The sequence below is a fragment of the Streptomyces hokutonensis genome, from assembly GCF_042751305.1.
Taxonomy (GTDB): Bacteria; Actinomycetota; Actinomycetes; order Streptomycetales; family Streptomycetaceae; genus Streptomyces; species Streptomyces hokutonensis_A.
In genome coordinates, this window is sequence record NZ_JBHYWD010000012.1 from 234,557 (window position 1) to 249,176 (window position 14,620).

A 14,620-nucleotide genomic window follows, 5' to 3' on the forward strand; every position below is an offset into this window, starting at 1 on the left:
CGTGCTGATCTTCGCGGCCTCCGACAAGGGAGGCACGGGCCGCTCCGTGACCAGCGCCAACCTTGCCTACCAGCGGGCGCTGACGGGAGACGACGTCTGCTACCTGGACTTCGACTTCGGTTCGCCCACCGCCTCGACCGTCTTCGACGTGCCCGCCGCCCGTCAGGCCGCCGAGGACCGCGGACTGCACTCCTACCTGATCGGTGAGGTCGGCGAACCGATCAGGGTCGACGTCTGGGCGGACACCGAACACCGGGTGCTGCGCAACCGACCGCCCGGCGCAGGCCGGTTGATCCTGATGCCGGGTGATCTCAGCGGCGGCGAGTTCGCCACCACCGGGGACAACCTGCGCCGCTGCGTGGACCTCCTGCTGCGCCTCAACGGCGAGTTCGACCTGATCGTCGTCGACCTCAGCGCCGGCCGCAGCTACGCCGTCGACATGGCACTGGCGGCCACCGCACAACGGGAGCTGAGCGGCGTCGAGGCCCGCTGGCTGGTCTTCCACCGCTGGACCCGCCAGCACGTGGAGGCCGCGGCGAGCCTTGTCCACGGCAAACGCGGCATCCTGGCCGGCGGCGTCGCCCGCGGGCACGACGAGGACGCGCTGCGCCGCGCCATCCGCTTCGTACGGGCCGCGGTACCCGATCCGGACTCGGCGCTGTGGTCGCAGGCCACGCCCACCCAGTCGGCCTGGATGGAGCGCTGCGACAGCGAGTTGAAGCAGCTCGCCTCGCACCACGGCATCGGGTACAGCCAGGTGCTCGGCCAGGTACCCCTCGAACCGGTCCTCCAGTGGCGTGAGCAACTCATCACCGACGAGGACGTGCTGGACAGCCAGATCGCCACCATGGAGACCTGGCAGGCGCTGAACGACCTGGCCGCGCGGCTCACCGACGACAAGTACTGGGAGGAGGCATGACGGAGGCCGTCTTCCGGGAGACCACCGCGGACCCGCGCACCCAGTCCGTGCCCTTGGCCCATCTCTCGCTGGAGTTGGGCCACTTGTACATGGAGGACTTCGAGGCGGGTCCCGAGCGGCTGCGCGCGCACTTCGAGGAGGTGCGGATCTGGGTGGACGCCGTACGCGCCTCCGCCGCCCGCCGGATCGGCGGCAAACGCCCCCGCATCAGCACCTGCTTCCTGATCGACGACTACTTCACCCGCTTCTCCACCCCCGCCGAACTCATTCCGCTGGTCCTCGAAGAGGCCGAGAAGGCCGGCGTCGTCATCGACTACCTCGCCCGCGAGTCGGGTTGCGCGGTCGCCGACCGGATCGAACTGGCCGAGTCCGTCATGCACCGCCTGGTGGAGTCGCCGCCGCCGGGCAGCCACGGCTCCCGGCCGCCGGTCAGCCAGACCGGCTGGCTCGCCAACGGACAGCGCAGCACACCCACGCGCAGCGCGCTCGCCGACGTACCGGCCTGGCAGCCGCCCCAGGAGACCGCTGCCCGCAACCACTCGGTCTTCATGGACGTCGAGTTGTGGTCCGAGACGGACAAGGGCCGCCTGTGGTCCTGCCCGTTCCTGGCCGCCGTATGGCAGTTGGCCCGCCTCGGTCTGCTACGGCACCTGGGCGAGCCCGTGCTGGTCCCGCAGCCCTGGCCCGGCGGGGAGTTCCCGCGCGACTGGGACCGGCTGCCGCCGCTGCTCAAACTCAACGACTCCCGGGCCCCGTTCAGCGCCTACCGCACCTGCACGCTGATGCCGAACCGGTTCCTCGCCGTCGAGGACGCCGTACGGCTCATCCTCGACCAGGTGGACGTCGACTCCGACGCGCTCGAACAGGTCGCCAAGCGGTCCGCGGGCGAAGGTGTCGCGGTACCGGAGGCGGTGGCGCAGCGCGCCACCTACGTCTTCTACGAGGAGCCCCCCAACTCCGTCGCGCAGGGCAGGACTTGAGATGACGCCCCCCGGACGTTCCGCGCGTTCGGTCCTCGCCTGCGGCGAGGTGCGCACCTGTCTGCTGCCGTCCTTCCAGGCACTGGACGGCCCGGCCGCAGCCCAACTGCTGCGGCTGCGCGCCGACGAACACGTCAAGGTCTCCGAGCGACCCAACCAGTACGTCCTCTCGCCCGAGGTCCTCACCGGAGTGGACTGCCGGCTGCCCACGTCGAACGGCGCCAAGGTCCGGGCAGTCGGTACGGTCGCCACCCGCGCGGCGCTCACCGAGGGCCGGGTCCTCCAGTCCACCGCCTACTTCAGCGCCCCGGCCGACGGCCCCGACGTACGCCGTCCCTGGGGGCACTACCTCGTCCGGCCCGGGGTGGTCGAGCCGTTCGGGAAACTGCCCCGACAGGCCACCGCCGAAGGGGTGTTGCGCGGCGGCGGGCGCGGCGAACTGGACCTGGGAATGATCGCCGAGGGGTTGCTGGCGCAACTGGTGCGCCATCCGCTCCTCGACCACAAGGCGCCGTTCAAGTCCCGTCGGACACACCTGCGTTGGGCAGCCCTGCGGACGCTTCCGGGATCGGATCCATCACTCGACCGCTTCACGCTGGCCGAGGACGGGCTGCGGACCGTCGGGTTGCGGGTGCCGGAGGACATTCCGGCCGCCGCAGTCGCGGGACTGTGTGAAGATCTCGCGTTGCACGACTGGCTCCTGACGACGCTGGTGCACATGTTGGAGCACGGTCGGCTCGGTGCGGCGGACGGGCCCGCGGCGGTCGTGGCGCTGCGTCCGGCCGTCGATCACCTGCTGCATCTGTGGATGCCGCGCGCACATGTGGACCGCACACTGAGCCCCCTGTGGGACGTACTCGAACGGGAACCCGGCTTCACCCGGCAGTGGCAGACCTTGGTCCAACGCGTTCGTGACCAACTGGCCGTCCAGGCAATACCGTTGTTGTACAAGGCACTGGCGTCGCGCTGACCGACCCAGGTCCCGGGAACGATCCGGCGGGGGAGAGGCAGACATGGACGGAGAGTCCGGGATACCGAGTCCGGCGTCGGCGGGTGGAGTGCGCATACCTCCCGTGTTGCTGAAGACACTGGTCACCGTCGTCGTGGCCACCATCGCGTACGTGATCACCAACCTGATCAACCAGTCCCAGGACGAGTTGTGGCAGTTGGCGGTCTCCATCGTCATCGGCGGTGCCGCGCTCATCGTCCAGTACATGATCGACTTCGAGCGACGGCTGGCATCGGTGGAGAGCGCGCTCGTGACGCATCACCGCGACATGAAGAACCTGGTCAGCGAGAAGTTCATGCAGGTCGGTGAAGTGACCGGGATCTTCGGGAAGTTGGACCAGGCGGGACTGGACACCGAGGACGTGAAGCTGCTGTTGCAGAGTGCCACAGAGGTGCAGTCGCAAGGCCCGGGCATCGTGAAGTCCTTCGCTCGCGCGGAGTTGGCCCGGCTCGCGTCGACCATGGTCAACCTCACCGGGGGGACCACCGAATGGCCTGGCGAGAACAATGACTGGCTCTTCGGACTTACGGGCTGCGCCCAGCGAAGTGTCGACGCCATCAGCAGCTCCGTCGACCTGGCCTTCTGGGTGACCGAACCCGCGCGCCGCTATCTGGACGTGCAGAGCGAGGCGATCGGGCGGGGCGTGGTCGTGAGGCGCGTGTTCATCGTCGAGACCGTGGCCGACGTCAACGGGGACCTGGAGGAGATCTGCCGGAGCCAAGAGCGACGGCGCATAGAAACGAGGGTCGTGGTCAGATCCGAACTGCCTCATGACCTCAGAGGCGGCCCCATCAACGACTGCGTCATCTTCGACGACCAACTCTGCTACGAGTTGACCGCCGACCGTACACAGGGCAACCCCACCACCACACTGAACGCGTGGGCGTCACGCCTCAGTGGGCGGAGGAAACGCTTCGACGAACTCTGGGAGGAGGGCCGAGAAACCGGATCGGGGTCCCTCTGACTTCACCCCGCGGCTCCACGACCACCACTGCCGACCCGGGTCGTACACCCCCAGGCCGATGACCCCACCCACCCCGCGCTCCTACGATCACCCCATGCCCGCCTCCCCGCCGCTGCCCCTGCTCAAGCGAGTATCGCCGGGCGTCTGGGCGGGTGTGCCCTGGACCTACGGCACGCTGTTCTCGATCCGGGCCTTCTTCCATCTGCCCTTCATGCCGTCCGGGTTGTTGCCGCCCACGCCCTACGGCTGGGCGCTCATCGTGTCGGGCAGTGTGCTCGCGCTGTCCGGCTGCACGCTGCTGCGCCCGCGTCCGCTGTCCGGGTTCGGGCTGCTGCTGGCCGGTACGTACGCCCTGACGCTGGGGCTGGACGGGCTGACCCTGGGCCTGTTCCACTACACGGCGCTCGCCGTCGCCGTGGGCCGGCTCGCCGCGACCGCCGACCGGCGCCGCGGCCTCCTGGCCCTCGCCCTCGCGATCGCCGTACTCCCCGCCTACGAGCTCACCCGCGTCGGCCTCGGCCGCCCCCTCGACGCGCTCCACGACACCGGCCGTGGCGACTGGCGGAGCTGGTCGGCGCTCGCCCTCATGGCCGTCGTCGCGTGGCTGATCGGCAACTCCGTGCGGCAGACCCGCGCGTACACCGAGCGGCTCACCACCCAGGCCGCGACCCAGGCCGTCACCGCCGAACGCCTGCGGATCGCCCGGGAGATGCACGACACCGTGGCCCACAGCATCGGCATCATCGCCCTCCAGGCGGGCGCGGCGGCCCGGGTCACCACCACCCAGCCGGAGGCCGCGCGGGAGGCGATGCGGGCGGTGGAGCGTGAGGGCCGGGAGACCCTGGCCGGGCTGCGCCGCATGCTGGTCGCGCTGCGGGCGGCCGACGGCGAGGTCCCCGTCGTGGCCGCCGGACTCGGCGACATCGACCGGCTCGCCGCGACGACCACGGCGGCCGGGGTACGGGTCGAGGTGCGCCGCCGCGGCGAACCGCGTCAACTCCCGCCCGACATCGACCTGTCGGCGTTCCGCATCGTCCAGGAGTCCGTCACCAACGTTGTACGGCACGCGGGCACCCGCGCCTGCCGGGTCACCCTCGACTACCGCGAGGACGAACTCGCCCTGGAGGTCACGGACGACGGACGCGGCCACGAAACCGGCATCGGCACCGGCACCGGCACCGGCTTCGGGCTGGCCGGTATGCGGGAGCGAGTGGCGCTGCTGCACGGGGAGTTCACCGCGGCACCGCGCCCCGAGGGCGGCTTCCGGGTCGCGGTCCGCCTTCCGGCACCGGCGACGGTGGCCCGGTGAACGGCCCCGTCCGCGTGCTCCTCGCCGACGACCAGCAGCTCATCCGTACGGCACTGCGGATGGTGATGGCCGACATCGACGACATGGAGGTCGTCGGGGAGGCGGCCACCGGAGCCGAGGCGGTGCGGCTGACGGCCGAACTCGCCCCGGACGTCGTGGTGATGGACATCCGCATGCCCGGGATGGACGGCATCGAGGCCACCCGCGGCATCACCACCGATCCGTCGGGGAGTTCGGCGTCGGCCCGGGTCCTCGTCCTCACCACCTTCGACGACGACGATCACGTCTACGGCGCGTTGCGCGCCGGCGCGTCCGGGTTCCTGGTCAAGGACATGGCCCTGGACGACATCATCGGCGCGGTACGGGTGGTGGCCGCCGGGGAAGCCCTGATCGCCCCGAGCGTGACCCGGCGCCTCATCGGGCACTTCGCCGCGTCCCGCCCCGAACAGGCCCGCACCCGCCGCGAGTTGAGGGGCATCACCGAACGGGAACGCGAGGTGCTGACCCTGGTCGGCTCCGGCCTGTCCAACACGGAGATCGCGGCCGAGCTCTGCATCGGCGTCGCCACGGTGAAGACCTATCTGACCCGGCTCTTCACGAAGCTGGACGCCCGTGACCGGGTCCAGCTGGTGATCATCGCCTACGAGGCGGGACTTGTGTCCGTCGGCTAGCCGGCGCCCCGCCGCTCGAACAGTTGGCCATGGCCAACGCCCTTTGTACGCACCGGACTTGTGGCCGCCGTGTGGTCGACAGACTCCCGCCGAGTGTAGGCGCAGCAGGGCACCCCGGAGAGGAGAAGCGTGAAACCCGGAAGGGGAGGGGAGCCAGGTGTGGGCACACTGATCGGAGGCGGAGGACACCTTGAGGGAATCGTGGTCGGTGCCGTTGGTCGCCGGAGTTGTTCGGGTGCGAGGAGTGCGATGAAGCCGACTGTCGGATCGGTCGCCGTGGACACCCGGACCGGGAGAGTGGGCATCGTCATGGGGCACGAGGGACCCTACGTCCAGCTGCGGCCGTACGGCGGCGGGCGGGAGTGGGACGCCGAACCGGCCGCCGTGCGCGACGCGACCCCGGCCGAGCGGCTGAGCGCGGCGACCGCGTACGCGAACGCCCGCAGCCGCGGCGAGGTGCCCTGAGCCGGCGGTGCCCGGGAACGTCGTAGGGCCGCCGGGCCGTAGGGGACAATGGGCGCCATGAGTCTGTTCCGCGACGACGGCATCGTGCTGCGCACCCAGAAGCCGGGTGAGGCGGACCGGATCATGCTGCAGCCTCCCGGGGGGCACTGCATCCAATGGCGGCTCCGCCGAGGGCCGTACCCCCGGCAGAAAACCCGCGGGGGTGCCCGATGAGTCTCTTCCGGGACGACGGCATTGTCCTGCGGACCCAGAAACTCGGTGAGGCGGACCGGATCATCACGCTGCTCACGCGGGGTCACGGGCGGGTACGCGCGGTGGCGCGCGGGGTGCGGCGGACCAAGTCGAAGTTCGGGGCCAGGCTGGAGCCCTTCTCGCATGTGGACGTGCAGTTCTTCGCGCGGGGGAGCGAACTCGTCGGCCGCGGGCTGCCGTTGTGCACCCAGAGTGAGACCATCGCTCCGTACGGTGGCGGGATTGTCGCCGACTACGCTCGGTACACCGCCGGTACGGCCATGCTGGAGACCGCCGAGCGGTTCACCGACCACGAGGGCGAGCCCGCCGTACAGCAGTATCTGCTGCTGGTGGGCGGGTTGCGGACGCTGGCCGGCGGGGAGCACGCGCCGCATCTGATTCTCGACGCGTTCCTGCTGCGGTCGCTCGCGGTCAACGGGTACACCCCGAGCTTCGGGGACTGTGCGAAGTGCGGGATGGCCGGACCCAACCGGTTCTTCTCCGTGGCGTCCGGCGGGGTCGTCTGCGCCGACTGCCGGGTGGCCGGGAGCGTCGTACCCTCACCGCAGGCCCTCGAACTGCTCGGTGCGCTGCTCACGGGAGACTGGGAGACGGCGGACGCGTGCGAGGCGCGTCATGTGCGGGAGGGGAGCGGGCTGGTGTCCGCCTATCTGCACTGGCATCTGGAACGCGGGCTGCGCTCGCTGCGGTACGTGGAAAAGTCGTAGCAGGTCACAGAAAGTAAAGAAAGAGGAGACGAGAAGCACATGGCCGTACGCGGGATCCTGGGGCGCCAGCGGCGCGAGTACAAGGCGCCGGAGCCGCACCCGTCCGGGGCCCGTGCGCCGAAGCTGCCCGGTGAGCTGATCCCGAAGCACGTGGCGATCGTCATGGACGGCAACGGGCGGTGGGCGAAGGAGCGGGGGCTGCCGCGCACCGAGGGCCACAAGGTCGGCGCCGAGCGGGTGTTGGACGTGCTGCAGGGCGGCGTCGAGATGGGCGTCGGCGCGATCTCGCTGTACGCCTTCTCCACCGAGAACTGGAAGCGCTCGCCCGACGAGGTGCGCTTCCTCATGAACTTCAACCGCGACTTCATCCGCAAGACCCGCGACACCCTCGACGAACTCGGCATCCGGGTGCGGTGGGTGGGTCGGATGCCCAAGCTGTGGCGGTCGGTCGCCAAGGAGCTCCAGATCGCCCAGGAGCAGACCAAGAACAACGACGCGCTCACCCTGTACTTCTGCATGAACTACGGCGGGCGGGCCGAAATCGCCGACGCGGCAAGGGCATTGGCCGAGGACGTGCGGGCGGGCCGGCTGGACCCGGCCAAGGTCGACGAGAAGACCTTCGCCAAGTACATGTACTACCCGGACATGCCGGAGGTGGACCTGTTCCTGCGGCCCAGCGGGGAACAGCGCACCTCCAACTACCTGATCTGGCAGAGCGCCTACGCCGAGATGGTCTTCCAGGACGTCCTGTGGCCGGACTTCGACCGCCGCGACCTGTGGCGCGCCTGCGTCGAGTTCGCCCAGCGGGACCGGCGGTTCGGCGGCGCGGTACCGAACGAGAAGCTGCTCGCGATGGAGGCGGAGATGCGGGGGCGGCCCGAGGAGGGCTAGTCGTTGCGGCTACGATCCCGCCTCATGGACATGGGGCGGGATACGCGCGATACGACGGGGCAAGTGGTCGAGCTGGAGTACCGGCCGACCGTCGAGGACTACACGGCGGCGCTGAGAGCGCGCAGGCGGGTCAGCCGGTCGGCGCGAAGACAGGTGTGGCTGATCGCCGTCGCGGCCTTCTTCACCGGCGTGGCGGTGGCGGGAGCACTGGCCTCGGGCAAGTCGGTGCCGGTCCCGCTGCTGGCCGGTGTGCTCGCGGCCGTCCTGCTGTTGGTGTTCCAACCCTGGCTCACGGCCCGCCAGTTCCATCGCGTCGCGGAGCGGCGGGGTGTGTTCCGCGTGACCGTGACGGACGCCGGGGTGTCGGTGGCCACCGACGACGCGTCCACATCGCTCCAATGGACCGTGCAGCCCCGCTACCGGGAGACGGCGGAGGGCTTCTACCTGTTCAGCCCCGAGAAGAACGCCCTCACCTTCACGGTGCTGCCCAAGCGCGCCCTGCCGGACCCCGCCGACGTGGACCGGCTGCGGGCGATCCTCGACGCCCACCTGAGCCGGGTCTAGGACCTAACCGGCCGCCGCCGCGCACTCCGCGCACGTTCCGAAGATCTCGACCGTGTGCGCCACGTTCACATAGCCGTGTTCCGCCGCGATCGCCTCCGCCCACTTCTCCACGGCCGGGCCCTCGACCTCGACCGCCTTGCCGCAGACGCGGCAGACGAGGTGGTGGTGGTGATCGCCGCTGGAGCAGCGGCGGTAGACGGACTCGCCGTCGTCGGTGCGCAGGACGTCCACCTCGCCGGAGTCGGCGAGGGACTGGAGGGTGCGGTAGACCGTGGTCAGGCCGACCGAGTCGCCCTTGTGCTTGAGCATGTCGTGCAGTTCCTGGGCGCTGCGGAACTCGTCGACCTCGTTGAGCGCCGCCGACACGGCGGCACGCTGGCGGGTGGATCGTCCCTTCACGGGCGGGCCGGCCGTCGTCACCGTTGCCTCCTCACATCTGCACTTTGCCGGGCCATTGTGCCAGCCCGGACTGTGCTTGGTCAGACGCCGACCTCGTCGGCGGCCCCCCGGGTGGCTGGAATCACGCACTCCACCGGGTCCCCGGCGGGCCGCGCGGCGGCCGCCGCACGGGCCCGGCGGCGGCCGAGCGGGGTCGCGAGGGCGGTGAACGCGATGAACGCGCCGATGGTCAGCAGCACGATCGTCGCGCCGGGCGGGACGTTCTGGTAGTACGAGGTGACCGTGCCGCCGATGGTCACGCTCACGCCGATCGCCACCGCGATCACGAAGGTCGCGGCGAAGCTCCGGCTCAGCTGCTGGGCGGCGGCCACCGGGACCACCATCAGCGCCGACACCAGCAGCAGGCCCACCACGCGCATCGCGACCGTCACCGTCACGGCCGCCGTGACCGCCGTCAGCAGGTTCAGCGCGCGCACCGGCAGCCCGGTGACCCGCGCGAACTCCTCGTCCTGGCTCACCGCGAACAGCTGCCTGCGCAGCCCCAGCGTGACCACCACCACGAAGGCGGCGAGCAGGCAGATCGCGGTCACGTCGGACTGCGAGACCGTCGAGAGCGATCCGAAGAGGTACGACGTGAGGTTCGCGTTGGAGCCGGTGGGCGCGAGGTTGATGAACATCACGCCGCCGGCCATACCGCCGTAGAAGAGCATCGCGAGGGCGATGTCGCCGCGGGTCTTGCCGTACCAGCGGATCAGTTCCATGAGGATCGCGCCGAGGACGGAGACTCCGGTGGCCATCCAGACCGGCGAGGTGTTCAGGAGGAAGCCGAGGCCGACGCCCGTCATGGCCACGTGGCCGATGCCGTCGCCCATGAGGGCCTGGCGGCGCATGACGAGGTAGATGCCGACGGCGGGGGCGGTGATGCCGACCAGGACGGCGGCGAGCAGGGCCCGCTGCATGAAGGCGTAGTTCAGGAAGTCCATCAGCTCAGCAGTCCCGTGTGAAGCGGCTCGTGCGGGTGTACGTGGTCGTGGCCGGGCAGCGCGTGCTGGCCCAGGGCGCGCGGGGGCGGGCCGTCGTGCTGGACGCAGCCGTCACGGAGTACGACCGCGCGGTCGATCAGGGGCTCCAGCGGGCCGAGTTCGTGCAGGACGAGCAACACCGTTGTGCCCTCGGCGACTTGGCGGGACAGGGTGTCCGCGAGGACCTGCTGGCTCGCCAGGTCGACACCCGCCATCGGCTCGTCCATGATCAGCAGTTCGGGTTCGGCGGCGAGCGCGCGGGCGATCAGCACCCGCTGGTGCTGGCCGCCGGACAGCGCGTTGACCGAGTCCTTGGCGCGGTCCGCCATGCCGACCAGCTCCAGGGCGTGCCGTACGGCCGCGTGGTCGGCCTTGCGCAGCAGGCCGAAGCGGGTGCGGGAGAGGCGGCCGGAGGTGACGATCTCGGTGACCGTGGCGGGCACTCCGCCCGCGGCCGTGGTGCGCTGCGGTACGTAGCCCACGCGCCGCCAGTCCCGGAAACGCGCCCGGTCCGTGCCGAAGAGCTCGATCTCGCCCTCGCTCAGCGGGACTTGGCCGATGATCGTGCGGATCGCGGTCGACTTGCCGGAGCCGTTGGCGCCGAGCAGCGCGACGACCTCACCGCGGCGCACGGTGAGGTCGATGCCGCGCAGGACGGGGCGCGAACCCAGCTCGGCGCGGACTCCGCGCAGCGATATGACGGGCTCGGCCATGACGTCCTCCGTAACGGTCACTTGGTTCCCAGCGCGGTCTGCAGCGCCTTGAGGTTGGCCCGCTGGACCGCGATGTAGTCGGTGCCGCGGGACTTCTCGGTGATGCCCTCGATGGGGTCGAGGACGTCGGTCTTCAGGTTCGCGTCGGCGGCGACGGTCTTCGCGGTCTTGTCGCTGACGAGCGTCTCGTAGAACACGGTGGTGACGCCGTCGGCCTTGGCCATCTTCTCAAGGTCCTTCACGCGCTCGGCACTGGGCTCCGACTCGGGGTCGAGGCCGTTGATGGCCTCCTCGGTGAGGCCGTAGCGCTCGGCGAGGTAGCCGAAGGCGGCGTGCGTGGTGATGAACACCTTGGTCCTGGTATTGGCGAGGCCGGTCCTGAACTCGGTGTCGAGCGCGTCCAGCTTCTTGACCAGTGCCGCGGTGCGCGTCCTGTAGTCGGCCGCGTTCTTCGGGTCGGCCTTCTCGAAGGCCTTGGCGACGCCCTCGGCGACCTGGGCGTAGCGCACCGGGTCGAGCCAGATGTGGGGGTCGAGGCCGGCCAGTTCCTCGTTCTTGGAGGTGTCGTGGGAGGCCGCGTGGCCGCCGACCTCGTTGCCGTGCTTCTCCAGCGTGGTCAGGGAGGCCGCGTCGATCTTCGTCTTGAGCCCGGACTGGCTCACCGCGTCGTCGACGGCGGGCTGGAGGTTCTTGAGGTAGAGCACCGCGTCGGACTCGCCGAGCGCGGCGGTCTGCTGCGCGCTGATCTCCAGGTCGTGCGGTTCCTGGCCGGGCTTGGTGAGGCTGGTGACGTGGACGTGACTCCCGCCGATCTGCTCGGCGAGGTACTGGAGCGGGTAGAACGACGCGACGACGTCGAACTTGTCCGTGTTGGCGGCCGCCGCGCTGTCGGAGCAGGCGGAGAGGGTCCCGAGCCCGAGGGCGGTGGCCGCGGCTATCGCGATCCCGGATATGTGGCGTCGTCGTACGTTCATGACAGTCATTTTCAACTGAGATGGAAACCGTTGTCAACAAGCTGTGGTCAGGGAACCGATTTGATACGAGGGCGGGAGACGCCGGTAACCTAAGTCATTCGCCCGCCCGCCTCCCGACCACCACCCCCCATCGAGGCGCTTCGCGCCGCCCCTCCTTACCGTCCATTCGTCATGAAGAGAGCATCGTGGCCGCCGACAAGATCGACACCATCGTCAGCCTGAGCAAGCGCCGTGGCTTCGTATTCCCCAGCAGTGAGATCTACGGCGGCCAGAAGGCCGCCTGGGACTACGGACCCCTCGGTGTCGAGCTCAAGGAGAACCTGAAGCGCCAGTGGTGGCGCTACATGGTGACGTCGCGCGAGGACGTGGTCGGTATCGACTCGTCCGTGATCCTGGCCCCCGAGGTATGGGTTGCCTCCGGCCATGTCGCCACCTTCTCGGACCCGCTGACCGAGTGCACCTCCTGTCACAAGCGGTTCCGCGCGGACCACCTGGAGGAGGCGTACGAGGCCAAGCACGGCCGCGCCCCCCAGAACGGCCTGGCCGACATCAACTGCCCCAACTGCGGCAACAAGGGCCAGTTCACCGAGCCCAAGGAGTTCTCGGGCCTGCTCTCCACCCACCTGGGCCCGACGCAGGACACCGGCTCCGTCGCCTATCTGCGCCCCGAGACCGCCCAGGGCATCTTCACCAACTTCGCCCAGGTGCAGGTCGCTTCGCGCAAGAAGCCGCCGTTCGGCATCGCGCAGATGGGCAAGTCCTTCCGCAACGAGATCACGCCCGGCAACTTCATCTTCCGCACCCGCGAGTTCGAGCAGATGGAGATGGAGTTCTTCGTCAAGCCGGGCGAGGACGAGAAGTGGCAGGAGTACTGGATGCAGGAGCGCTGGAACTGGTACACGGGCCTGGGCATGCGCGAGGAGAACATGCGGTGGTACGACCACCCCAAGGAGAAGCTCTCCCACTACTCCAAGCGCACCGCCGACATCGAGTACCGCTTCCAGTTCGGCGGCAACGAGTGGGGTGAGCTGGAGGGCGTCGCCAACCGCACCGACTACGACCTCACCGCGCACTCCAAGGCCTCCGGCCAGGACCTCGTCTTCTTCGACCAGGAGGCCCAGGAGCGCTGGACGCCCTACGTCATCGAGCCGGCCGCGGGTGTCGGCCGCGCGATGCTGGCGTTCCTGCTCGACGCGTACGTCGAGGACGAAGCGCCCAACGCCAAGGGCAAGTTGGAGAAGCGCACGGTGCTGCGCCTGGACCACCGCCTGGCCCCGGTGAAGGTCGCGGTGCTCCCGCTGTCCCGCAACACCGAGCTGTCCCCGAAGGCCAAGGGCCTCGCGGCGACGCTCCGGCAGAACTGGAACATCGAGTTCGACGACGCCGGCGCCATCGGCCGCCGCTACCGCCGCCAGGACGAGATCGGCACGCCGTACTGCGTGACGGTCGACTTCGACACCCTCGAGGACAACGCGGTGACGGTCCGCGAGCGCGACTCGATGAAGCAGGAGCGGGTGTCGCTGGACCAGATCGAGGGCTACCTCGCGGCGCGCCTGATCGGCGCCTAGCCCCAAGTCCGCTCAAACGAAAGGCCGGACGGGCCGAGCGGCTCGTCCGGCCTTTCGCATGGGGTCTCCATGCATGGGGTCTCAACGCCCTTGCAGCGCCTTCACGTTGTCGCCGAACGTCCAGTTCTTCGAGCCGTCCCAGTTGATCGACCAGGTCATCAGGCCCTTGAGGGACGTGCCGTAGTGCTTCCAGGACTGGGAGACCAGGGACGGGGTCATGTAGCCGCCGCCCGCGCCCGATTGGGCGGGCAGGCCCGGGACCTGCTTGTCGTAGGGGACCCTGATCGTCGTGCCCTGGACGACCAGGCCCCTGTTGAGGCAGTCGGTCTGGGCGGTGAAGCCCGCGACCGTGCCGGCGGAGTACGAGTCGCCGGAGCAGCCGTACATGCTGCCGTTGTAGTACTGCATGTTGAGCCACCACAGGCGGCCGTTGTCGGCGTACTTCTTGACGATCGGGAGGTACGCGCCCCAGATCGAGCCGTACGTGATGCTGCCACCGGTGACGTAGGCGGTCTCCGGGGCCATCGTCAGGCCGAAGCCGGACGGCATCCGGGCGAGGACGCCGTCGATGATGCGGATCAAGTTGGCCTGGGACGTGGAGAGTTGGGTGATGCTGCCGCTGCCTACCAGGCCCGTTTCGATGTCTATGTCGATGCCGTCGAAGTTGTACTTCTTCAGGATCGGGACGATCGTCGAGACGAACTTGTCCGCCACGGTGGAGGAGTTGAGGTCGATGCCCGCCGCGGCGCCGCCGATCGACAGCAGGATCGTCCGGCCGGACGCCTTCGCCGCGCACATCTCGGCGGGCGTGGCCACCTTCACGCCCGTGTCCATGCCGTCCTCCCAGAGGGCCGTTCCGTCCGAGCGGATGACCGGGAAGGCCGCGTTGATCACGTTGTAACCGTGGCCGGCGATCGCGGAGTTGGTGATCGGGGTCCAGCCGAAGGGCGGGTGGACGCCGTTGGCGGAGCCGTCCCAGTTCTCCCAGTAGCCCTGGAGGACCTTGCCGGCCGGGCGGGACTTGACCGCGCAGGTGTCGGCCGCGGACGCGGCTCCGGCGACGGGGAGTTGGGCGAGGCAGGCCGTCGTCAGGGCGGCGGCGAGCAGGCGCAGGGCGCGACGGAGCATACGGGGCCTCCCGGTGGGGGTGCGGTGAGGTGTCGTAGGCATGACAGTGCGCGTGGTCCAGACCTTTCGTCAAGAGGTCTGGATC

Annotated in this window: 16 protein-coding genes; 11 read left to right on the forward strand and 5 right to left on the reverse strand. The window is 69.7% G+C overall.

The genetic code is table 11. The features are described 5' to 3' along the window. Position 1 precedes the first annotated feature (1 nt). The 10 genes from ACFXC1_RS30260 to ACFXC1_RS30305 all read left to right on the forward strand — a co-directional run bounded on the left by ACFXC1_RS30260 (position 2) and on the right by ACFXC1_RS30305 (position 8,731). Positions 2-919 carry an SCO2523 family variant P-loop protein gene (locus ACFXC1_RS30260; RefSeq protein WP_381248260.1) on the forward strand — a complete coding sequence of 306 codons (918 nt, stop codon included), beginning with the start codon at positions 2-4 and terminating at the stop codon, positions 917-919. Next, positions 916-1,899 (forward strand): SCO2522 family protein, encoded by a 984-nt coding sequence (locus tag ACFXC1_RS30265; RefSeq protein ID WP_381248262.1) that lies wholly within the window; start codon positions 916-918, stop codon positions 1,897-1,899. Before ACFXC1_RS30260 ends, ACFXC1_RS30265 begins: the two co-directional genes overlap by 4 nt. Position 1,900: 1 nt before the next feature. After that, positions 1,901-2,869, forward strand: a complete 969-nt coding sequence (locus ACFXC1_RS30270) for an SCO2521 family protein (protein WP_381248265.1) — start codon at positions 1,901-1,903, stop codon at positions 2,867-2,869. A gap of 103 nt (positions 2,870-2,972) precedes the next feature. Continuing rightward, on the forward strand, positions 2,973-3,872 hold the full coding sequence (locus ACFXC1_RS30275; protein ID WP_381248267.1) for a hypothetical protein: 900 nt from the start codon (positions 2,973-2,975) through the stop codon (positions 3,870-3,872). A gap of 94 nt (positions 3,873-3,966) precedes the next feature. Then, positions 3,967-5,181, forward strand: coding sequence for a sensor histidine kinase (locus ACFXC1_RS30280; protein WP_381248270.1), 1,215 nt, complete (start codon positions 3,967-3,969; stop codon positions 5,179-5,181). Beyond that, complete coding sequence (locus tag ACFXC1_RS30285) at positions 5,178-5,852, forward strand: response regulator (RefSeq protein WP_381248272.1); 675 nt, start codon at positions 5,178-5,180, stop codon at positions 5,850-5,852. Before ACFXC1_RS30280 ends, ACFXC1_RS30285 begins: the two co-directional genes overlap by 4 nt. Positions 5,853-6,101: 249 nt before the next feature. Next, entirely contained in the window at positions 6,102-6,317 is a 216-nt protein-coding gene (locus tag ACFXC1_RS30290) for a hypothetical protein (RefSeq protein WP_019074146.1), read from the forward strand. Between the two features lie 209 nt (positions 6,318-6,526). Further along, positions 6,527-7,276, forward strand: a complete 750-nt coding sequence (gene recO, locus ACFXC1_RS30295; protein ID WP_381248274.1) for a DNA repair protein RecO — start codon at positions 6,527-6,529, stop codon at positions 7,274-7,276. Positions 7,277-7,315: 39 nt separating this feature from the next. Beyond that, positions 7,316-8,167, forward strand: coding sequence for an isoprenyl transferase (locus tag ACFXC1_RS30300; protein WP_381248277.1), 852 nt, complete (start codon positions 7,316-7,318; stop codon positions 8,165-8,167). A 63-nt stretch (positions 8,168-8,230) separates the two neighbouring features. After that, a complete protein-coding gene (locus ACFXC1_RS30305) occupies positions 8,231-8,731 on the forward strand; it encodes a YcxB family protein (RefSeq protein ID WP_381248280.1) in 501 nt (166 codons plus the stop codon). 3 nt (positions 8,732-8,734) lie between these two features. Here the strand turns inward: ACFXC1_RS30305 and ACFXC1_RS30310 are convergent, their stop codons facing one another. From ACFXC1_RS30310 to ACFXC1_RS30325, 4 genes are read right to left on the reverse strand one after another with little or no spacing between them, the layout of a single operon-like run. Further along, complete coding sequence (locus ACFXC1_RS30310) at positions 8,735-9,151, reverse strand: Fur family transcriptional regulator (protein WP_381248282.1); 417 nt, start codon at positions 9,149-9,151, stop codon at positions 8,735-8,737. 59 nt (positions 9,152-9,210) lie between these two features. After that, positions 9,211-10,113 (reverse strand): metal ABC transporter permease, encoded by a 903-nt coding sequence (locus ACFXC1_RS30315; protein ID WP_381248284.1) that lies wholly within the window; start codon positions 10,111-10,113, stop codon positions 9,211-9,213. Then, positions 10,113-10,865, reverse strand: a complete 753-nt coding sequence (locus ACFXC1_RS30320; RefSeq protein WP_381248287.1) for a metal ABC transporter ATP-binding protein — start codon at positions 10,863-10,865, stop codon at positions 10,113-10,115. Before ACFXC1_RS30320 ends, ACFXC1_RS30315 begins: the two co-directional genes overlap by 1 nt. Positions 10,866-10,882: 17 nt before the next feature. Beyond that, positions 10,883-11,839, reverse strand: a complete 957-nt coding sequence (locus ACFXC1_RS30325; protein WP_381248290.1) for a metal ABC transporter substrate-binding protein — start codon at positions 11,837-11,839, stop codon at positions 10,883-10,885. 185 nt (positions 11,840-12,024) lie between these two features. On the opposite strand from ACFXC1_RS30325, the gene ACFXC1_RS30330 reads away from it, so the two are divergent. Further along, positions 12,025-13,407, forward strand: a complete 1,383-nt coding sequence (locus ACFXC1_RS30330; RefSeq protein WP_381248293.1) for a glycine--tRNA ligase — start codon at positions 12,025-12,027, stop codon at positions 13,405-13,407. An 81-nt stretch (positions 13,408-13,488) separates the two neighbouring features. On the opposite strand, the gene ACFXC1_RS30335 is transcribed toward ACFXC1_RS30330, so the two are convergent. Continuing rightward, a complete protein-coding gene (locus tag ACFXC1_RS30335; RefSeq protein ID WP_381248296.1) occupies positions 13,489-14,535 on the reverse strand; it encodes a chitinase in 1,047 nt (348 codons plus the stop codon). Between the last annotated feature and the right edge of the window lie 85 nt (positions 14,536-14,620).